The 19,193-nt window shown below is 45.2% G+C and carries 20 protein-coding genes and 1 other annotated feature; all 20 genes read left to right on the top strand.

Going from position 1 to position 19,193, the window contains the following annotated elements; all coding sequences use genetic code 11:
* Positions 1 to 5: 5 nt before the first annotated feature.
* The 20 genes from minD to NSQ50_RS24670 all read left to right on the top strand — a co-directional run bounded on the left by minD (position 6) and on the right by NSQ50_RS24670 (position 18,756).
* On the top strand, positions 6 to 800 hold the full coding sequence (minD, locus tag NSQ50_RS24765) for a septum site-determining protein MinD (protein ID WP_036685156.1): 795 nt from the start codon (positions 6 to 8) through the stop codon (positions 798 to 800).
* A gap of 202 nt (positions 801 to 1,002) precedes the next feature.
* Positions 1,003 to 1,899 carry a M23 family metallopeptidase gene (locus tag NSQ50_RS24760; RefSeq protein ID WP_076224596.1) on the top strand — a complete coding sequence of 299 codons (897 nt, stop codon included), beginning with the start codon at positions 1,003 to 1,005 and terminating at the stop codon, positions 1,897 to 1,899.
* Entirely contained in the window at positions 1,892 to 2,734 is an 843-nt protein-coding gene (locus tag NSQ50_RS24755; protein ID WP_036685160.1) for a M50 family metallopeptidase, read from the top strand. Before NSQ50_RS24760 ends, NSQ50_RS24755 begins: the two co-directional genes overlap by 8 nt.
* A gap of 54 nt (positions 2,735 to 2,788) precedes the next feature.
* Positions 2,789 to 4,030: an Rne/Rng family ribonuclease gene (locus NSQ50_RS24750; protein WP_036685163.1), complete on the top strand. Its 1,242-nt coding sequence runs from the start codon at positions 2,789 to 2,791 to the stop codon at positions 4,028 to 4,030.
* Complete coding sequence (locus NSQ50_RS24745) at positions 4,011 to 4,178, top strand: hypothetical protein (RefSeq protein WP_155288184.1); 168 nt, start codon at positions 4,011 to 4,013, stop codon at positions 4,176 to 4,178. The genes NSQ50_RS24750 and NSQ50_RS24745 overlap by 20 nt, the downstream gene beginning before the upstream one ends.
* Positions 4,093 to 4,179, top strand: a sequence feature (ribosomal protein L21 leader region). (Overlaps the previous gene by 86 nt.)
* 14 nt (positions 4,180 to 4,193) lie before the next feature.
* Entirely contained in the window at positions 4,194 to 4,505 is a 312-nt protein-coding gene (rplU, locus tag NSQ50_RS24740; protein WP_036685166.1) for a 50S ribosomal protein L21, read from the top strand.
* 12 nt (positions 4,506 to 4,517) lie between these two features.
* Entirely contained in the window at positions 4,518 to 4,853 is a 336-nt protein-coding gene (locus tag NSQ50_RS24735) for a ribosomal-processing cysteine protease Prp (RefSeq protein ID WP_036685168.1), read from the top strand.
* A gap of 17 nt (positions 4,854 to 4,870) precedes the next feature.
* On the top strand, positions 4,871 to 5,182 hold the full coding sequence (gene rpmA / locus NSQ50_RS24730) for a 50S ribosomal protein L27 (RefSeq protein ID WP_036685171.1): 312 nt from the start codon (positions 4,871 to 4,873) through the stop codon (positions 5,180 to 5,182).
* A gap of 243 nt (positions 5,183 to 5,425) precedes the next feature.
* Positions 5,426 to 6,166, top strand: a complete 741-nt coding sequence (locus tag NSQ50_RS24725) for a Spo0B domain-containing protein (RefSeq protein WP_076105522.1) — start codon at positions 5,426 to 5,428, stop codon at positions 6,164 to 6,166.
* A gap of 15 nt (positions 6,167 to 6,181) precedes the next feature.
* Positions 6,182 to 7,492, top strand: a complete 1,311-nt coding sequence (obgE, locus tag NSQ50_RS24720; RefSeq protein ID WP_036685174.1) for a GTPase ObgE — start codon at positions 6,182 to 6,184, stop codon at positions 7,490 to 7,492.
* 210 nt (positions 7,493 to 7,702) lie between these two features.
* The gene (locus NSQ50_RS24715) at positions 7,703 to 9,025 is read left to right on the top strand and encodes an SPFH domain-containing protein (RefSeq protein WP_038573034.1); all 1,323 of its coding nucleotides are present in this window, start codon (positions 7,703 to 7,705) and stop codon (positions 9,023 to 9,025) included.
* A 10-nt stretch (positions 9,026 to 9,035) separates the two neighbouring features.
* Positions 9,036 to 9,782, top strand: coding sequence for a hypothetical protein (locus NSQ50_RS24710; protein WP_038573032.1), 747 nt, complete (start codon positions 9,036 to 9,038; stop codon positions 9,780 to 9,782).
* Between the two features lie 14 nt (positions 9,783 to 9,796).
* On the top strand, positions 9,797 to 10,573 hold the full coding sequence (locus NSQ50_RS24705) for a hypothetical protein (RefSeq protein ID WP_076224594.1): 777 nt from the start codon (positions 9,797 to 9,799) through the stop codon (positions 10,571 to 10,573).
* Between the two features lie 66 nt (positions 10,574 to 10,639).
* Complete coding sequence (locus tag NSQ50_RS24700) at positions 10,640 to 12,001, top strand: hypothetical protein (RefSeq protein WP_076224592.1); 1,362 nt, start codon at positions 10,640 to 10,642, stop codon at positions 11,999 to 12,001.
* Between the two features lie 158 nt (positions 12,002 to 12,159).
* Positions 12,160 to 12,597 (top strand): ACT domain-containing protein, encoded by a 438-nt coding sequence (locus NSQ50_RS24695; RefSeq protein WP_036685183.1) that lies wholly within the window; start codon positions 12,160 to 12,162, stop codon positions 12,595 to 12,597.
* Between the two features lie 33 nt (positions 12,598 to 12,630).
* The gene (locus NSQ50_RS24690) at positions 12,631 to 13,917 is read left to right on the top strand and encodes a homoserine dehydrogenase (protein ID WP_036685184.1); all 1,287 of its coding nucleotides are present in this window, start codon (positions 12,631 to 12,633) and stop codon (positions 13,915 to 13,917) included.
* Positions 13,918 to 13,976: 59 nt separating this feature from the next.
* Complete coding sequence (gene thrB, locus NSQ50_RS24685) at positions 13,977 to 14,954, top strand: homoserine kinase (RefSeq protein WP_036685186.1); 978 nt, start codon at positions 13,977 to 13,979, stop codon at positions 14,952 to 14,954.
* On the top strand, positions 14,951 to 15,838 hold the full coding sequence (pheA, locus tag NSQ50_RS24680; RefSeq protein WP_076224590.1) for a prephenate dehydratase: 888 nt from the start codon (positions 14,951 to 14,953) through the stop codon (positions 15,836 to 15,838). The genes thrB and pheA overlap by 4 nt, the downstream gene beginning before the upstream one ends.
* 4 nt (positions 15,839 to 15,842) lie before the next feature.
* Positions 15,843 to 16,724: a branched-chain-amino-acid transaminase gene (gene ilvE / locus NSQ50_RS24675; protein ID WP_036685189.1), complete on the top strand. Its 882-nt coding sequence runs from the start codon at positions 15,843 to 15,845 to the stop codon at positions 16,722 to 16,724.
* Between the two features lie 304 nt (positions 16,725 to 17,028).
* Positions 17,029 to 18,756, top strand: a complete 1,728-nt coding sequence (locus NSQ50_RS24670) for a LysM peptidoglycan-binding domain-containing protein (RefSeq protein WP_036685191.1) — start codon at positions 17,029 to 17,031, stop codon at positions 18,754 to 18,756.
* Positions 18,757 to 19,193: the final 437 nt, after the last annotated feature.

The raw sequence follows: 19,193 nt of genomic DNA, 5'->3' as shown, positions 1-19,193 counted from the left end.
CCTCCATGGGAGAAGCGATAGTCGTAACCTCGGGCAAAGGCGGAGTTGGCAAAACAACCACAACAGCCAACATTGGAACCGCACTTGCACTGCAGGGCAAAAAAGTATGTCTCGTCGATACCGACATTGGACTGCGTAATCTGGATGTAGTTATGGGGCTTGAGAATCGTATTATTTATGATCTTGTGGATGTAGCGGAAGGACGTTGCCGCCTTAATCAAGCGCTCGTTAAAGACAAGCGCTTTGATGAATTGTATATGCTGCCTGCAGCTCAAACAAAGGATAAAACGGCTGTCTCTCCTGAACAAGTAAGAGATATCATTCTTGAACTAAAGAAGGAATATGAGTATGTTCTGATCGATTGTCCGGCAGGAATCGAGCACGGCTTCCGCAATGCGATTGCCGGTGCGGATAAAGCGATTGTGGTTACCACACCAGAGCATGCCGCTGTGCGGGATGCCGATCGTATTATCGGACTATTAGAACAGTCGAGTGTGGAATCGCCGAAATTGGTGGTAAACCGTATTCGCCCAGGTCTTGTGAAGTCTGGGGATATGCTTGATATTGAGGATATATTACAGGTGCTGAACATTGATCTTATCGGAATTGTTCCGGATGATGAGCTAGTTATTAAAGCCGCAAATAACGGAGAACCTACAGTTATGAATCCCGATTCGTCAGCAGCTATTGCCTATCGCAATATTGCACGCCGAATTTTAGGTGATGCTGTACCCCTGATGCAGCTTGACCGCAAACCGGGAGCATTTAAGAAGCTTAAGAAATTTTTCGGTATGGCTTAATTTTTACTAAGCAATCCTATTATAAGAAGCATACACGGGTCCCACGAGTAGAGAAATCTATGGTGGGGCTTATTTTTTTTGAATAAATATGAATGTATGGCATTTCCGGGATTTAAATGGTCTGTCTTGGAGGGGCTTGTTCTAAAGAGACTTCCGTGCTTCATAAAATGGAAGTAAAACAAGCCCGTCCGGAGGGATAAATATGGATCAGAAATCAGATATCAAGAATCGCCGCAAGGAGCGTATTCGTAGTTTATTGGAGGAACTCCCGGAAGTCTCAGCAGTCTCAGGAGTTTCGGAAGTTCAAGAACTAGAAATAGCGGAGGCTCCCCCTTCATTTATTATGCCGGATAAGAGTACGAGCTTTAAGGAATGGGGAACAGGATTTAAGAATGCGGATCAATCCTCTGTAGAGCCCGATCCAGAGGTGATGTGGAAAAAGAGTCGTGGAGGCTGGGAGGATGACGGTGGTGGAGGCTCGAATTTTACTGCCGGTTTTATTCGGCGCTTTGTTGCTAGTGTTCTTGTGTTTGGAGCAGTGTGGGGGGTCTTTGCGGTACATCAGCCATGGTCGTATAAGATGCAAGCTTTTATTAGTGATGCGTTAAGCAATGACATGGATTTCACGGCTGTGAGAGTTTGGTATGAGGAGAACTTTAACGGAGCTCCAGCGTTCATTCCGATATTTGGGGATAAAGATGAGCCTGCTCAAAAAGTGGCCGCTCATCATCAACTCACTGCCCCGATAGCTGGGAGCGTTGTCCAGCCTTTTGCATCTACGCTAAAAGGGGTGGAAATTATGCCTCAAATCGATTCAACCTTAAATGTGACGGTGAAAAGTATAGACATGGGACGTATTCTCTCCATCTCTAAAGAGCTGGAAGGGGGCATTCGAATTGCTGTTCAGCATTCAGGCGGTGTCACTGCAGAATACGGACATTTGAGCGGCACCAAGCTGGAGGTTGATGACTGGGTGCAGAGCGGGGATTCACTCGGTTGGATGATGGAGAAGGACGTATCCTCAGCTTCAACACTATTTTTCGCAGTGATGAAAGACAAGACTTATATTGATCCTACAGAAGTGGTATCGTTTGATTAGGATCTTTGGTATCGAACTGTCACTACATCCACTGTTCGTGATCATTATGTTATTCTCCGTGGTCACGGGACAATTTCTAGAGCTGCTCACCTTATTTACGATTGTCTTCATTCATGAAATGGGACATGTCGTTGCGGCTCTTTTGGCTGGTGTTACAGTTAAGTCGGTTCAGCTTCTTCCGTTTGGCGGAGTGGCTGTTATTGAAGATCATGGGCGGCTTACAGCCAGTCGTGAGATCGGAATAGCCCTTGCCGGTCCACTGCAAAATGGAATTATGATCGTTATTGCTTTTGGACTTCAACAAGCCGGTTATGGCAATCAGGAATTTCTGACCTATTTTATTCATGCCAATGCCATTATTGGGCTTTTTAATCTAGTGCCAGTGCTGCCGCTTGACGGAGGTAAAGTGCTTCAGGCCACTATTAGTTTAGTACTTCCTTATTACTACACTTTGTTATGGACTGGACGGGTGAGTGTAGCCGCAAGTGTCCTTGTGATTATATATGCGCTGCTGCCTCTTGGAGCGGGTGGAGGCCTTAGGCTGAATATGGTCATGATCGGAGCTTTTCTGCTGTATTCGAATTTCACCGACCATCGTAATTTACCGTACCGGTTTGTTGCTTTTTTGATGAATCGGGAGGCTGTTTATGAGTATCATTTGCGAACAGGAAGCGTAGCTCGTCCAATAGTTGCATTATCTGCGAAACCTTTAGATGATATATTGCGTCTATTTAAACGTAATCAATATCATTTTATCTATGTGTTAAACGGTAAAGGAAATGTTGTTGCTGTTGTGCCGGAACAGCGCTTAATATCAACCTACTTCGGAATATAGTGTATTTATGCAGAGAATGTGAAGGAATGAACGAACGAAACCAGAGGTGAAGCCATGAAACAGATGATCGTTCACTGCACGCAGCACATTACCCGAATGGCTCTTCTGGAAAACGGAAGGCTGGTGGAGTACGCGGCTGAACGCGATCAGCAGCAAGGGTTGGTCGGCAGTTATTACAAGGGCCGTGTGATTAACGTACTTCCAGGTATGCAGGCTGCTTTTGTTGATATCGCACAGAAGAAGAATGCTTTTTTATATGTTGATGATGTATTGCATCCTAATTTGGATAAACAGCCTGATGTGAAGCCCTCTATCGAGACGCTTTTGCAGCCGGGACAGGATATTGTTGTTCAAGTGCGGAAAGAGCCGAGCGGCGGAAAAGGCGCGCGTGTAACGACTCATTATACGTTGCCCGGGCGCTGGATGGTGTACATGCCCTTTGCAGAATACGTCGGTGTCTCCAAAAAAATAAGCCGGGATGCAGAGCGCAGTCGTCTCAAAGGAATCGGAGAACGTCTGCGAATGAAAGAAGAAGGGCTTATTATGCGGACGGTTTCTCAGGACGAGCCACATGAAGCTGTGGAGGGTGATCTTTCTTTTTTGCGTGCCCAATGGGAGAATATTACACGTAAGGCACAAACGGTAGAGGCTCCCGCTTTACTACATCGTGATCTTAGTATTGTCCAACGCTTTATAAGAGATGCCTTTAATCCGCAACGGGATCAGTTGATTATTGATTCATCTGCCGCAGCTAGAGAAGCAACAGCCTTTCTGGACGACATGGCTCCTGAAGGGTACAAGCCAGTCTGTCTTTATAATGGAGCGGAGTCTATTTTCGCTGCTTATGGTATTCAGGATCAATTGCTCAAGAGCTTCAGCCGCAAAATCACGCTGGAGGGCGGAGCAACAATGATCTGGGATGAGACAGAGGCGTTAACCGTAATTGATGTCAACACCGCTCAATACATTGGCGGAGCATCGCTTGAAGAAACGGTTACTAATACGAATTTGCTCGCAGCTGAGGAGATCGGTCGTTTGATCCGGTTACGCGATACTGGTGGAATCATTATTGTCGATTTTATTGATATGGAACAAGAGCTTCACCGCAAGATGGTCACAGAGCGATTAGAGAAAGTGATCTGCAAGGATCGCACCAAAACACATATTTTGGGGTGGACAAGACTCGGGCTGCTCGAGATGACCAGAAAGAAGGCAAGGCATGATTCAGCCAGCTTTGCGCCTGTGATTTGCCAGTGCTGCGGGGGAACCGGAAAAGTTGGAGAATGGCTGGAATGAGTTGACGATAAGTCATAAGTATGATACTATCTTCAAGTATGTGTTTGATGCAGTTGATCCTGCACATGCTGTAACCGCTCCGATCGGGTACATAAGCGCAGTTCCTACGGGAATTCTGCCACCTAGACTAGGCGAGTCTGAGACATGAGGAGGTGCAAGTAAAATGTATGCAATTATCGAAACTGGTGGTAAACAATACAAAGTCCAAGAGGGCGACGTTTTGTTCATTGAAAAGTTGGAAGCTGAAGACGGCGCAAGTGTAACTTTTGACCGTGTATTGGCTGTTTCTAACGATGGTGGTCTGACTGCAGGAACTCCGCTAGTAAGCGGCGCGTCTGTAACAGCTAAAGTCGAGAAACATGGTAAAGGCGCTAAGGTTGTAGTTTACAAATACAAACCTAAGAAGAACTACCACAAGAAACAAGGTCATCGTCAACCGTACACGAAAGTAACTATCGAGAAGATTCAAGCGTAAGAAGGTGCGTTAATGATTAGCGTGCGGATTACACGATTATCGGATCTAGGAACTATCGTTGGCTTTGAGGTTAAGGGGCATGCGGGTTATGCGAAGCGTGGCGAAGATATCGTATGTGCCGGGGTATCCGCTGTAACAGTTGGAACCGTCAATTCGATTGAGACCTTGACCGGAATCTCCATGGACACGTCCATGAAGAACGGATTCTTAAGTGGAACATTAAGTTCTGTTGAAGATTTCGATACTTCCGCGAAGGTACAATTGCTGCTTGAATCCATGGTCGTGATGCTGAATGATATCGCAGAATCATACGGGAAGTATATTCAAATACAGCAAGTAAATATTTAAAGAAGGAGGTTGACAACATGTTGAAATTGAATCTTCAATTGTTCGCATCGAAAAAAGGTGTAGGTTCCACAAAAAACGGACGGGATTCCCATTCCAAACGTCTTGGCGTGAAACGTGCTGACGGTCAAGCAGTAACCGGCGGTAACATCTTGGTTCGTCAACGCGGAACAAAAATTCACCCAGGAACTAACGTAGGCATCGGTAAAGATGATACTTTGTTCGCAATGGTGGATGGCGTAGTGAAGTTCGAACGTTGGGGCCGCGATCGCAAAAAAGTGAGCGTGTACCCAGTTGATGTCGCTCCGGTAGCAGCGGCACTGGAAGCGTAAGCTTACGGACCATATGAGCAAGTAGAAGCCTCCGGCATGAGTGCCGGAGGCTTTTTTGTAGAATATTCATAATTATTTGTGTTGCAAAGTTGGAATGGTTAGATAGATGTGAAAATCTCGTTATTATCTCTGGTGAACTACAGTGAACGCGTGTGTTATACTAGGAAATGGTAAATGATACTAACAAAACAAATTATCTAAACGAAGTCATGAATTTTGCGAACTGAGGGACGGGGAGAAAGAATGAAATCCTGGAAAAGTGCAATCTGGGCAGTCATGTTATCCGTAATGCTTCCTTTAGGTCTTTTGTATTGGCATACTTCTCTTCTGACGTGTCTATTACTCGGAGTCTGGGTAGTGGCAATCGTTGCTTTCAGTTTTATCTGGAGCCAGCGTCATTATGAACGGGAGCTGCGTATACAAGAGAACACTCTGCAACAGGCGGCGATTCGGACACTGAATCATCATCGACATGATTGGATGAACGATTTGCAGATTCTATACGGATATATTCAGCTTGGAAAGCCTAATAAATCCGTGGAGTGTGTGGAAAGAATAAAGGAACGCATAGCACTTGATAGTCGTATCGCTAAGTTGGGCATTCCTTCATTGGTTTTCTATATCCAATCCTTCCGAACTAACAGGTCTAGTCTGGAATTGGAAGTTCAGGTGGAGGAAGGGTTGCAGCTAGAGGACAAGCTAAATCCAGAAGCAGGAGATGAGCTGACTTCAGTGATTATGCAGACCATACGGGCTTATCAGTACAACGGGCTGGCTCCTCAGGGGGAGACGCGCAAGCTGCGCCTTGGCTTTTTTCAGGATGGAGGAGACATTCTTATCTCCTTCGAAGGCGAGGGGGAGCATGGCAATCCCGAGCTGCTCAAAGGGCAAATTTATAATATAGTACAAGGAAAAATCATGAAAGCAGAGCAGTTTAAGCCTAGCAGGGCTTATGTAGAGCTGCGATTACCGCTTGAAATGTGAGGAAGGTGAACATTTATGTTCGTAGATAAAGCTAAGATTTATGTTAAAGGCGGTGACGGCGGGGATGGTCTCGTTGCGTTTCGCCGGGAGAAATATGTACCGGAGGGTGGTCCTGCCGGTGGTGACGGAGGCCGTGGAGGCGACGTTATTTTCCGTGTAGATGAGGGACTGCGCACGTTGATGGACTTCCGTTATCAGCGCCACTTCAAAGCTGACAAAGGGATTAAAGGACGGAACAAAAGCCAACATGGAGCGAATGCGGATCATATGATCGTTCGTATTCCGCCAGGAACCATTCTGATTGACGATGATACGCAAGAGATCATTGCCGATATGACGCGTCATGGACAACAGGTTGTAGTTGCACGTGGAGGCCGTGGAGGCCGGGGTAACACCCGTTTTGCCACAGCTAATAATACTGCACCAGAGCTTGCGGAGAACGGTGAAGAAGGCCAAGAGCGTTATGTTGTTATGGAACTTAAGGTAATGGCTGATGTAGGGCTTGTAGGCTTCCCGAGTGTGGGTAAATCTACGTTGCTGTCGGTTGTGTCCGCAGCCCAGCCCAAAATCGGAGCTTACCATTTCACAACAATTACACCGAATTTAGGGGTAGTGGATGTTGGGGATGGCCGAAGCTTTGTGATGGCGGATCTGCCTGGATTAATCGAGGGAGCTAGTGAAGGCATAGGTCTGGGTCACGAATTCCTGCGTCACGTTGAACGCACGCGTATCATCATTCATGTAGTTGATATGTCTGGCTCTGAGGGCCGTGATCCCTTCGAGGATTGGGTTCTAATTAATGATGAGCTGAAGCAGTACAATGCTAGTCTAATCGATCGTCCGCAGATTGTGGCGGCGAATAAGATGGATATGCCTGAATCAGAAGAGAATCTTATTTCTTTCCGCGAACGCGTAGCTGAGGTGCGGCCGGATTTAGAAATCATGCCAATTTCATCCCTTACCCGTCAGGGTGTTCAGGAGCTCTTATATCGTGCAACGGATATTCTCGACAGTATTCCGGTTGCTCCGGTGGTTGAGGAAGTTGCTGAAACTACTGAACGTAAGGTGTATAAGCTGGAAGCAGAAGAAGATAATTCGTTTACTATTACACGTGATAACGAGGCATTTGTGGTCACAAGCCCACGTATCGAACGTATGCTGAAGCGCATGCAGCTTAGCACACATGATGCGATTCTCAAGCTGGCACGGACTTTGCGTCATATGGGTGTAGATGCAGAGCTTCGTAAACGCGGTGCTGTAGAAGGAACAATTGTCCGTATCGCTGATTTCGAATTCGAATTCGTTGAGAACAGCAGCTACTATTAATATTTAGCTGACTATGAAGCGCCAACTATGGTTTTCCTGTAAAGGGATGGCATAGTTGGCGCTTTTTCTGTGAGGAGATCAGTAATTTTTTTCAATAAAAGAACCCAAAACACGATATATATCGTATACAATAAATATCGAAATACACTAATTCCCATTTGGGAGCATACACGTTATTTATATATAAGATAATGAAAGAAGGAATAGCAGATGGCAATTATAGAAGTGGTCAAGTATGACGGTCCTCCAGGTATATTTGCATGGAAATATCCTAACCAGGAGCTGGGAACATGGACACAACTAATCGTTAATGAATCCCAGGAAGCGATTCTATTCAAGGGCGGACAAGCGCTTGATTCCTTTACAGCTGGGCGGCACACCCTTAGCACCGCTAATATACCTATTTTATCCAATATCGTTAATCTTCCTTTTGGTGGAAAATCACCATTTACGGCTGAAGTATGGTATGTGAATAAGACGAATTCGATGAATGTCAAATGGGGAACGAGCTCACCTTTACAGCTTCAGGATCCCAAATACAAAATTATGATTTCTGTTCGTTCTTTTGGGCAGTTTGGTGTAAAAATCGATGATCCGCGAAAATTCTTGCTGAAGCTCGTAGGGACGCTCCCGCAGTTTGATCATGAAACGCTTATCAGTTATTTCCGCGGACTGCTGATGTCGAATATAAATGAACTTATTTCTTCTTACCTTGTGCACAAGCAAATCAGCATACTGGAGATTAATGCTTATGTTGCAGAGATCTCCAAACATATTCAGGGCCGACTAGCCTCGGCTTTCTTGGATAATGGCATTGAACTGAATAATTTCTATATTGATTCGATCAATATTCCAGAGGATGATCCGGCAACGATTCGTTTGAAGGAAGCTTTGGCTAAAAAAGCGGAAATGGATATCATGGGCTTCACCTATCAGCAGGAGCGTGGTTTTGACACGATGGAAGAAGCGGCAGGTAATCCCGGCAATCTTGGAGTGGGCATGATGAACACCGGGATGGGGCTTGGACTTGGAATGGGATTTGCTGGACCCGCTATGGATATGGTGAACCGTATGACTAGAGGGATGAACTTGGATTCAGGGACTACAGTTATACGTCAAGAGCAGCGTTCCTGCTCTAAGTGTGGAGTTATGAATCCAGTAGAGGGACGGTTCTGCAGCGGTTGTGGGCAGGCGCTTGGAGGCAACCCGCAAGGTTCTCCCTCTGCGAACAAGATCAAATGTTTTGAATGCGGGCATGAACTAAATGCGGGAGCTAAGTTCTGTCCAGGTTGCGGGAATCCTTATCGTCCTTGCCCATCCTGTAAAGCAGATAATCCTGAGGGAGCGGCTTCTTGTGTCTCCTGTGGAAAAGAAATGCCTAAAGCTTGCGGTAAATGTGGGACTATGGTAGCGCCAGGGGTGAAATTCTGTCCTCATTGTGGAGACAGCATGGTGATTAAATGCAGCGGCTGTGGACATGAGCTGAAAGCTGGACAAAAATTCTGTGCAGAGTGCGGAACAAAAGCAGGCTAAGGAGGACCTAATGAACAAAAGCAGGAGATATATATACATTATTACCATCATTTATGCGGTAGCTATAGTACTGACAGTGTTCTCGTTTATTGGATTAGGTTTCTCTGACTCACTGTTTCGGTTCATAATTTCTTTATCCGCGGTTCTGCTAGCAGAAAGTGTAATCTATGGCTATTGTATTTTTTGGCTCCGAACGGCAAGTAGCATTCACCAGACTCCGCCTTTTCTTATCAGCGGCGCAATCATTACGGGAATCTATGCAGCCATCGTATTTGTATCGGCCTTACTCTTCGATTGGCTGCTGGAGTTACCCGCCTTGTGGTACGCAGCCGAACAATTGCTGATTCTTGTGTTAGGAGCGATCACTTTGGCCGCGATAGGGCTTTACGGGTGGAATGCTGGGGCAGGGGAACAGCAAGCCAAAAGGTCTTTACAAAAGTTTCGGCGGTATCAGAACGAATTAACTGAAATGAGTGAGCTGGCTAGTAGCTGGAAGAATTCCGAATCCGAGCAGCTAGTGAACGTGTTAGATATGTTGGAGGAAAAATTTAAGTACAGTGATCCGATATCAGAACCGTCTTTATATGCTACAGAGGATATTCTGCAGCAGCAGATTTCCCTGTTACATGATCACGTGAAGCTACTGCTGGCGACCCAAGAGCCACATGAGGGCTGGCAGGTAGAAGTAAATGAGATGTCAGAGAGTATAAAGTCTACACTTCAGCGGCGTAACCGTGAATTAGCGGCACTTAAATAGGAGGAGTTTACTACATGAACAGTTTGAACCTACAAGAGCCGTCACCGCTCCCGGGAGGAAATGCAGCCGTTCCCCGGCTTAAATACGAACGTACCGGGTTTGATTATGTTATTCTCGCGGCTGCTTATCTGCTGATGCCAGTTGGACTCGTGCTTGCCTTGTTGCGTTTGATGACAACGCATTACAAAAATTACCGCAGACCGACTAACCTCAACCTGCTGATGCATGTATTTATTGGTGGGTTTGTTGAACTTTCTATTGCCATGTTTTCTAGTGCGCTCAATGGGGAATTTGGAACTTCTGAATTAGTATCAACGCTTATTTTAATTGCAATCATGTTTTTGACTCCAGCTTTTATACTGGCCAGTGTGACAGCGAAAGCTAAATATACCCTTTCTAAGCTTAACACTTCTTATATAGAGCTGATTCAAAATAAGAATATCCGGCATATTGGCAGTATATCTGAACGAATAGGCCAAAGTGAAAGTGATGTACGAAGAGATGTCCAGTATCTGAAGGATAAAGGGCTGCTTAATATTGATATTGCATTATCCGAAGGGCGCCAGACGCCAGAGTCATCAGCAGCTAATCAAGGTTACCCTGGAAGTACTTCGGGCTTCGAAGGAACGGGGAGAACCCAAGCATCGGGGCAGCAGATACCTGCGCAGCCTCAGTCTCCACCGCAACTGCCTAAGTCTATCCGTTGTCCGGGGTGCGGAGCCCAGAATACTGTGCTCCCAAGCCAATCTAAAAGCTGTGATTACTGTGGAACGAAGATCCCGTACAATTAATGCCGTCAACCAATAGATTAGCTGCATCGCATATAGGATTACATAAATAAGGGGATTAAAGACAAAATGAGTGGATTGGATATACGCAGACAGCCGCCGACATCGGGAAAACCCGTGTACAAGCATGAATATGAGCGGACGGCGTTTGATTATACGACTATTGTGTTTGCGTATGTATTTGCTCCGGTTGGCTTTATATTGGCTGCCATTCGGTTATTATCTACACATTCCAAGAGACAGCGCAAAGCAAGCAATATTAACCTGTTTTATCATGCGTGTATGGGTGCCTTTGTAGAATTGGCGATCTATTTCATTATTAGCAAGCTACTCGGTCAAATCGATTATGTCGCACTCTTGATCAGGCTGGTGATTATCTACGCATTGTTTAGGATTCCCGCCATCAAATTATCCGTTAGAGCCGTAGGATGGAGAGAGGGATTCACCTATCTTTGCAATGACTATATCGCATTGGTTCTTGTGGACGGCATAAGGCATATCGGCAGCCTATCCGATATTCGCGGATTCAGTGAAGAGAACGTCCGCGAGGTTTTGGAATATTTAAAAGATCAGGGAGTACTTTCTCCAGATATTGTTTATTATGAAGGACGTGTAGATAACCCATTTGTAAAATTGCCGCCGAAGCTTATTTATTCTAAACGGGCACAAGCACTGGTGCGTGCGCCTGAGAATAACCTTCGCTATCGTAACAAGCGAGACCGGACAGTGTTTGATCGAATCATCATGGCGATTGCCTATTTGTTTGCTCCGCTTGGGTTTGTACTTGCGATGCTTCGTTTTGTAAGCACTCATTATAAGAATGAGCGGAAATCATTTAACTATAAATTGCTCTATCATGTATGTATGGGAGCTTTTATGGAACTTGCCGTCCTCTTCGCCGTGGGGACCTACAAAGGGGATTTTAAGTGGTTCACTTTATTGATCATTCTGGTGGTCCTCTACTTGATCTTTATAATTCCGGCGGACAGCTTTGCAGGGAGGGCTACCTTCGCAACAGAAAACTTTGATTTTCTGTGCAAGAAGTATCTCATGCTGATCATAGTGGATGATGTTAGACATATCGGTAATTTAGCTGATATCACGAAACAAAGTGAAGATGATGTACGTAGAGACCTACGGTATTTAGTGAGATGGGGGTTACTTGCTTCTGATCTTGTCTATTATGAAGGACGTGTTAAGCTCTTAGATAAACAACCGCCCAATCTTGTGCATCCTGACCGGGCACAGCCCTCCGCGGCATCAGAGAACCAGCCATCATCTGGGCGGCAGTCATTGCCGGAGAATAGGCCTAAACCACCTGTCCAACTGCCCAAATCCATCGTTTGTCCGAGTTGCGGTGCTAAGAGTAGAGTACTTCCAGGGCAGGATAAAATCTGTGACTATTGCGGGACGACGATTCCATACAGTTAGTGTACATACGATTGCCAACTGCCCCCGGGAATCCGGGGGTTTTATTGCGTCTAACTCCCCGACCTCAGAGTATCCAGATAAAGTTATTGCAATTTACAGGCTTTTTCCGATATAATGTCCACTAAGAAAACACAAAAGTCTTTGAGGTGAGGACGTTCGTGAAAGAACGCTATTATTTGGTCCGGGAGGACATATTACCTGATGCTGTACTTAAGACTATGCAGGTTAAACAATTGCTTGAGGCCGGGGATGCGAAGACCGTAAATGAAGGTGTAGAGCAGGTGGGATTAAGCCGAAGCGCTTTTTATAAATACAAGGATGGAATTCATTTGATCCATCAGCTCGAACGGGAGCGGATCGTTACGATTTCCATGGATTTGGAGCACGAATCTGGAATGCTTTCCAAGGTACTAGGCTCTGTAGCGGGACATGGGGCTAATGTGTTGACGATTCACCAGAGTATTCCGCTGCAAGGGCGGGCAAATGTGGTGATCTCCGTAGAAATTTCACACTTAAATGAGGAACTCGGGGAGATGCTGGATAGTCTGAAAGAGATTCCAGGAGTGAAGCGAGCTTTAATCGTTGGACAGGGATAGGAACTATATTCGTAAACTTTTAGGAGGAGACAGATGAAGCCGGTTAAAGTGGGGTTGCTGGGCCTGGGAACAGTAGGCACAGGTGTAGTTCGTATCGTGGAAGGGAATCAAGAGGATTTAAGCAGCCAGGTAGGCTCTTCAATTGTCATTGAACGTATAGCTGTGAATAATTCTAATAAACCACGCGAAATCGAGGTTGATCCTGCTAAAATAACGACAGATCCATGGGATGTGATTCGTGATCCTGAAATTGATGTCATCGTTGAAGTTATGGGTGGAATCGCGGGAACCAAAGAATATATTCTTGAAGCTTTGGAACGCGGTAAACATGTCGTAACTGCGAACAAGGATTTGATGGCGCTGCACGGATCAGAGATTCTTGCTAAGGCGCAGGAGAAGCAATGTGATGTCTTTTATGAGGCTAGCGTTGCAGGAGGCATTCCGATTATCCGCACACTTATCGAGGGCTTTTCCTCGGATAAGATTATGAAAATTATAGGTATCGTGAATGGAACGACTAATTACATACTAACCAAAATGAGCCAAGAAGGCGCATCCTATAATGATGTGTTAAAAGAAGCGCAGGATCTGGGATACGCAGAGTCTGATCCAACCTCGGATGTGGAAGGACTGGATGCAGCCCGCAAAATGGCGATTCTCGGAACCTTAGGTTTCCGTACTAACGTGGAGCTGCATGATGTAAGTGTGAGTGGGATTTCTCAGGTGAGTAAGGCGGATATCGCCTTTGCGAAACGTCTCGGATATGAAATTAAGCTGTTAGGCATCGCTGAACGTCAGGATGAAGAATTCAGCATCAGTGTTCAGCCAACCTTGATTCGGGCTAGTCATCCCTTGGCTTCCGTCAATGGCGTGTTCAACGCAGTTTACGTATACGGGGAAGCAGTGGGAGAGACTATGTTCTACGGTGCGGGTGCGGGCGCTATGCCAACTGCAACCTCAGTGGTAGCTGATTTGGTAGCTGTCATTAAGAACCTTAAACTAGGTGTTAATGGATTGAAGCAAAAAGTACCTTACAAGCAGAAAAAGCTTAAGAGTGATGAAGCTATCTTTTATAAAAACTTTTTACTTCTGCATGTTGATGATAAAGCAGGGGTATTGGCTAAGATTACTCAAGTGTTTGCCGAATATGATGTAAGTTTGGATTCAGTAGTTCAGCAAGCCAATCCCAATAATCCTGATGCGGAGATCATTATTGTCACTCATAACGCTAGTAAAGCAAGCATGAACAAAGTGCTGCGCCATTTCGAGGAGCTGAAAGTCATCCGCCGGATCAAGAGCCATTATCGAGTGGAAGGTTAACCACGTCACTGAACTAATACTTTCATATTTCAAAACATAGTAAGGAGATTGTACCTGTTATGAGTATTTACGGAAGAGCTAGGGTTAAAGTGCCTGCTAGTACTGCCAATCTTGGTCCGGGCTTCGATACTCTAGGTATGGCTTTGCCGCTATATGCCTGGATTGAGATGGAGGAAGCAGAGGAGACTGTTTTTCATCTATATGGTGATGAGATGAATGGAGTGGCTCAGGATAAGAGCAATTTACTCTATAAGGTCGCTCAAATGGTATTTGCAGAGGCAGGCGTTACGGTGCCTGAATTATCGATATCGATGTACTCGGAGATTCCCCTTACGCGCGGACTCGGCAGCAGTGCCTCAGCTATTATTGGCGGCATGGCTGCGGCGAACACAATGATTGGCTCTCCGCTGGATAATGGCAAGCTATTTGATATGGCTACCCAGCTTGAGAAACATCCCGATAATGTGGGTGCCTCCTTGTTTGGCGGCATTATTACTGCTGTGTGGGATGGTGAACATGCGGATTATGTTCGGCTAGAACCACCACAAAATCTTGAGGTGCTGGTGGTTATTCCTGAATTCGAACTGGAAACCACAAAAGCGCGGGGATTGCTTCCAACAGAAATCTCAGTTAGTGATGCTGTGTACAACATCAGCAGAACCTCTCTATTGACGGCTTCGCTGGCATCAGGTCGGCTTGATCTGCTTAGCAGAGCGATGCAGGATCGCCTGCATCAGCCGTATCGTGCACCGCTTATACCGGGCATGGAGAAGCTGCTTGCAGAAGCTCCTGAACACGGTGCTTTAGGGATCGCACTTAGCGGTGCTGGACCGACTCTGCTATGTTTAGTGGATCGCCAAGAGACCCGCAAGAGTGAGCTTGAGGCCTTCTTGAAGAATACGATGCAGGAACATGGCATTTCCGCTCGGACCTGCTGGTTAACACCTTGTGCTTCTGGAGTGACTACAGAGCTGCTCGAAATAAACGAGATGCAAAACGTATCATTTTTGGATATGATAAAAGGAGTACGGTCATGAAATCAATAGCGGTATTGCCGCAGGGCTCGGTATCCCACGAAGCGCTGCTGCATTTGTTTAACGGTGAACCTGTAAAGCTTGTGCATCACAAGTTAATTTCCGATGTATTTCTCTCTACGGCGGGTGGAACCACCGATTACAGCGTGATTCCGATTGAAAATACCATTGAAGGCTCAGTTAGTCTTCACATCGATTGGCTCATCAATGAAGTGGATCTGCCAATGCAGACGGAATGGATTTTTCCATCGATACAGAATCTTATCGGTAACCCAAGGGAATTCACAGATACAGACGGCAACAAGGATTTCACCAAGATGGTAAAAATCCTTTCGCATCCCGTAGCAATGGCACAATGCATGCAATTTGTTCGTAAGCATGCCCCTTGGGCTGAACTGGAGTCGGTCGGAAGCACCTCTGAAGCTGTGGAAATCGTCAAAAACAATCCCGGCAAGGGCTGGGCTGCTATCGGTACCGCTCTTGGCGCCGCTACGCATGGGCTGGAGATTGTAGATCGGCAAATTACAGATCACAACAACAACTACACACGGTTTGTCCTGGTCGGCCCACAGAAGATAAATCTTCCGCGGAGCAGCACCGGAGTAAAGACGAGTGTTCTAGTAACGCTGCCAGAGGATTTTCCAGGTGCCTTGCATCAGGTGCTTGCTGCTTTTTCCTGGCGGAAACTGAATTTATCGCGGATTGAATCACGACCAACGAAGAAGAAGCTGGGTACTTATTATTTTTATATTGATGTGCTGGAACCGATAGAATCTGTTCTGCTGCCAGGGGCTATTGAAGAAATTAGTGCTTTAGGCTGTCAGGTAAGGATTCTGGGCTCGTATCCCACATACACCTATGAGGAAGAGAAAGCGGAGGTGCAGTAAATTCATGGCTGAGCAATGGATCTATTTGGATGGACAACACGTAACGAAGGAAAATGCAAAGGTATCCGTTTTTGATCACGGTTTTTTGTATGGAGACGGTATTTTTGAAGGTATCCGTATCTATAACGGCAATATTTTTAAATGTAAAGAGCATTTGGACAGACTGTATGATTCGGCAAAATCGATCATGCTGGACATTCCGCTAACGTATGATGAGATGCTGGAAGCTATGGCTGAAACGATTCGTCTTAACGACATGCGTAACGGCTATATTCGACTGATCGTCTCCCGGGGACCAGGGAACTTAGGTCTTGATCCGCGCCGTTGTCCAAAAGCTAGTGTAATTATTATCGTTGAACAACTGGCTATTTACCCAGAACAAGCGTATTTGAACGGACTTCGTGCAGTTTCTGTATCCCAGCGCCGTAATATTCCGGATGCACTCAATCCAAAGATCAAATCGCTTAATTACCTAAACAATATCCTAGTAAAAATCCAATCCAACTTGGCAGAAGCCGACGAAGCAATCATGATGAACGCTCAAGGTTATGTTACTGAGGGATCGGGCGATAACATTTTCATCATCAAAAATGGTGTAGTTTTCACTCCTCCATGTTACTTGGGAGCCCTTGAAGGAATTACCCGTCTGGCGATCATTGAGCTCTGCGAGAAATTAGGTATTAAACTGAAAGAAGAACCGTTCACAATGCATGATGTTTATATAGCGGACGAGGTGTTCTTCACTGGCACAGCTGCTGAGGTTATTGCTGCACGTGAAATTGACGGCCGGATCATTGGTGAGGGACAAGCGGGTCCAATCACTTTGAAGCTGCTCGAAGAGTTCCGTAATGTGGTTGATAAAGATGGCTATAAGGTTTGGGAATAAAGACTAATCATACAACGTAAATAGCATTGAATACGCATCAGAAGTCCTTTTATGCATACATGCAGAAGAAAACGGGAGTCTCCGGTTAATCTTTTCATGGATCATGAAAGGATTTTTTTTATTTCGGGGATGTCATTCGCCCATGGGCTGCATAAGATGTAGTAACGAAGGAGGCGGCTGTACCGCATATAACTTTGTAAGAGAGCAATGTTCCATGAAAAGGGTGTTTGCTTTCGAAGTCAGTTTTGCTGTGTAGCTGTAAAGAAAGCAATACTCCACAAAACTTTTAGGAGGTTAATGCTACGTGAAAATACACATTGTCAAACAAGGCGATAGTTTGTATGCATTATCGCAAAAGTACGGAGTGCCGTTACAAAAACTTATTGAAGCTAACCCGCAGATCAGTAATCCGAACGTATTAGCGATTGGAGACAAAGTAAAAATACCTACGGCCCCAGTATCCGTACCGGAGAACAGTGAAGTTTACTACAAGCACACCGTTAAACAAGGAGATACCTTGTGGAAATTATCTAAAGCCTGGGGAATTCCTTTAAAGGATATGGTTGAGGCCAATCCCCAACTAAAGAATCCAAATGTACTTATGCTAGGGGAAGTAGTAAATATTCCAAAAAAAGTATCCAATACCTCACCGACACAGCCTGGGTATACACCGTCTAATGCGTCAGAGAAAACGCAGGTGGGTGGCAAGGAATATACAGGTCCCAAAGAACAGCCTGCTGCTGAGGTAGTGCCTACACCTAAACCGGAAACTAAACCAGAGACCAAACCAGAAATAAAGCCAGAAGCTAAACCAGCACCTAAACCAGCGACAAATATCTCACCTGAATCTAATTCTGCACCACACCCATCGCTAAACATCGCCCCTATTAATACACAAAACATTGCACCCAATCCTGCGCCTAATATGCAAATGGAAGTTGCTCCTGTGCAAGAAATTGAAATGCAGAGTTTATTTGTTCAGATTACGGTTCCAAATCAAGAGCCGGTTGCTCAACAAGAAGCACCTAAAGCTGAGAAGAAAGCAGACAATGATTGCTCATGGGACAATTCCAACGGATACCCGGGACTGGGAGGAAATCCTTATCTCTATGATTCATATCAAAATAGCCCTAATATGAACATGAACTGGGCACCAAGTTATGTTCAGCCAATGGCTTATGCACCAGAATGTATTTCACCATGTTATTTTTCGGGCAATATGTATTCTAATATGAGTCCAGAACAATGGAATCCAAATGCCGCGCCAAACATAAGCCCAGAACAGTGGAATCCAAATGCCGCGCCAAACATAAGCCCGGAACAGTGGAATCCAAATGCCGCGCCAAACATAAGCCCAGAACAATGGAATCCAAATGCCGCGCCAAACATAAGCCCAGAGCAATGGAATCTCAATGCTGCCCCTAATATGAGTCCAGGACAGTGGAATCCGATGGAGGCTAATGTTGCTGGCATGAATGTTGGCGGGGATTTCTCCCCGTATGCTGTTCCTCAATATGGAGGACAGACGCCGAACCTTCCTTGGCCAACTTGTGGGTGCGGAGGCGTGCATATTCAACCAGTGCAAACTTATTCATATGACATGCCTGTATATAACACCTATCCTGAATATGGGAATCCAAACGCTTTTTCCGCATATGGAGCAGGAATGCCTAATCAGGGAATGGTACCTACTTCTACGCTTGGAGCATTTGGTGGACCGGATAACTCTAATATTCCATCCAATCCGCAGTATCCAGGGATAGGTAATTATTCGCAGCATAATCGGGTGCCGGAAATTCAAGAACCTGAAGCGTTCGTGCAGGAATCTCCCGAAACGGCTAGAACAGAGACTGATGAGTCAACTTCTAACGCTTCTCTCAAGAATAAGGGGAATGTAGCAAAGGAAACAGCAACAGGCAAAAAAGCAAAGACCTCAGGTCAACCTAGTAGCAAGAAAAGCAAAACTGCTACGAAATCTCAAGGTTCAGCAGCGAGTACTAAAAAACGTAGAAATCCTTGGATTTCAAACTAATAAATTTATATATTAAGCCGTTGTTTGACTTACGTGTAGATTCTGTATCCTTAGAATCTACACGTTTTTTTATAGGTAAATAGGGATAAAAGATGTTAAATAAAGTGGGGCAAAAGCACTTATTTATAAAATATAAATTTTTAAGTATTGTTTTTATATAGGGATATATGGTACATTATAAATCCAGTCGCAAAGATGAACTATAAAGCTTTCGGTTGGTGAATGTTAATCTGAATTAGATTGCAAAGAACTTTGAAAAAAAAGAGTTGCAATAAATCAGAAAGCATGATATATTATAAGAGTTGCTGCTGAGACATTAAACGGCGCCAGCGAGAATTTGATCTTTGGAAACTGAACAACGAGTGAGTAGGAAATCACGTAAGTGAAATCCAAAATTAGAGAATTAATTTTCTCGTCAGATGTTTCAAAATGAGCAT

Origin of the sequence: Paenibacillus sp. FSL R10-2788 (assembly GCF_038003885.1) — a bacterium.
Taxonomy (GTDB): Bacteria; Bacillota; Bacilli; order Paenibacillales; family Paenibacillaceae; genus Paenibacillus_AQ; species Paenibacillus_AQ odorifer.
Note: the sequence above shows the minus strand (reverse complement) of the source record. Positions and strands in the feature narration are given on the sequence as shown.

Excerpts from the sequence above, each read along its gene's own strand:
- thrB (WP_036685186.1), top strand. The coding sequence starts at position 13,977 with ATGAGTATTTACGGAAGAGCTAGGGTTAAAGTGCCTGCTAGTACTGCC.
- rpmA (WP_036685171.1), top strand. The coding sequence starts at position 4,871 with ATGTTGAAATTGAATCTTCAATTGTTCGCATCGAAAAAAGGTGTAGGT.
- NSQ50_RS24715 (WP_038573034.1), top strand. The coding sequence starts at position 7,703 with ATGGCAATTATAGAAGTGGTCAAGTATGACGGTCCTCCAGGTATATTT.
- NSQ50_RS24735 (WP_036685168.1), top strand. The coding sequence starts at position 4,518 with ATGATTAGCGTGCGGATTACACGATTATCGGATCTAGGAACTATCGTT.
- NSQ50_RS24760 (WP_076224596.1), top strand. The coding sequence starts at position 1,003 with ATGGATCAGAAATCAGATATCAAGAATCGCCGCAAGGAGCGTATTCGT.
- minD (WP_036685156.1), top strand. The coding sequence starts at position 6 with ATGGGAGAAGCGATAGTCGTAACCTCGGGCAAAGGCGGAGTTGGCAAA.
- rplU (WP_036685166.1), top strand. The coding sequence starts at position 4,194 with ATGTATGCAATTATCGAAACTGGTGGTAAACAATACAAAGTCCAAGAG.
- ilvE (WP_036685189.1), top strand. The coding sequence starts at position 15,843 with ATGGCTGAGCAATGGATCTATTTGGATGGACAACACGTAACGAAGGAA.
- NSQ50_RS24705 (WP_076224594.1), top strand. The coding sequence starts at position 9,797 with ATGAACAGTTTGAACCTACAAGAGCCGTCACCGCTCCCGGGAGGAAAT.
- NSQ50_RS24690 (WP_036685184.1), top strand. The coding sequence starts at position 12,631 with ATGAAGCCGGTTAAAGTGGGGTTGCTGGGCCTGGGAACAGTAGGCACA.
- NSQ50_RS24700 (WP_076224592.1), top strand. The coding sequence starts at position 10,640 with ATGAGTGGATTGGATATACGCAGACAGCCGCCGACATCGGGAAAACCC.
- NSQ50_RS24710 (WP_038573032.1), top strand. The coding sequence starts at position 9,036 with ATGAACAAAAGCAGGAGATATATATACATTATTACCATCATTTATGCG.
- NSQ50_RS24725 (WP_076105522.1), top strand. The coding sequence starts at position 5,426 with ATGAAATCCTGGAAAAGTGCAATCTGGGCAGTCATGTTATCCGTAATG.
- pheA (WP_076224590.1), top strand. The coding sequence starts at position 14,951 with ATGAAATCAATAGCGGTATTGCCGCAGGGCTCGGTATCCCACGAAGCG.
- obgE (WP_036685174.1), top strand. The coding sequence starts at position 6,182 with ATGTTCGTAGATAAAGCTAAGATTTATGTTAAAGGCGGTGACGGCGGG.
- NSQ50_RS24750 (WP_036685163.1), top strand. The coding sequence starts at position 2,789 with ATGAAACAGATGATCGTTCACTGCACGCAGCACATTACCCGAATGGCT.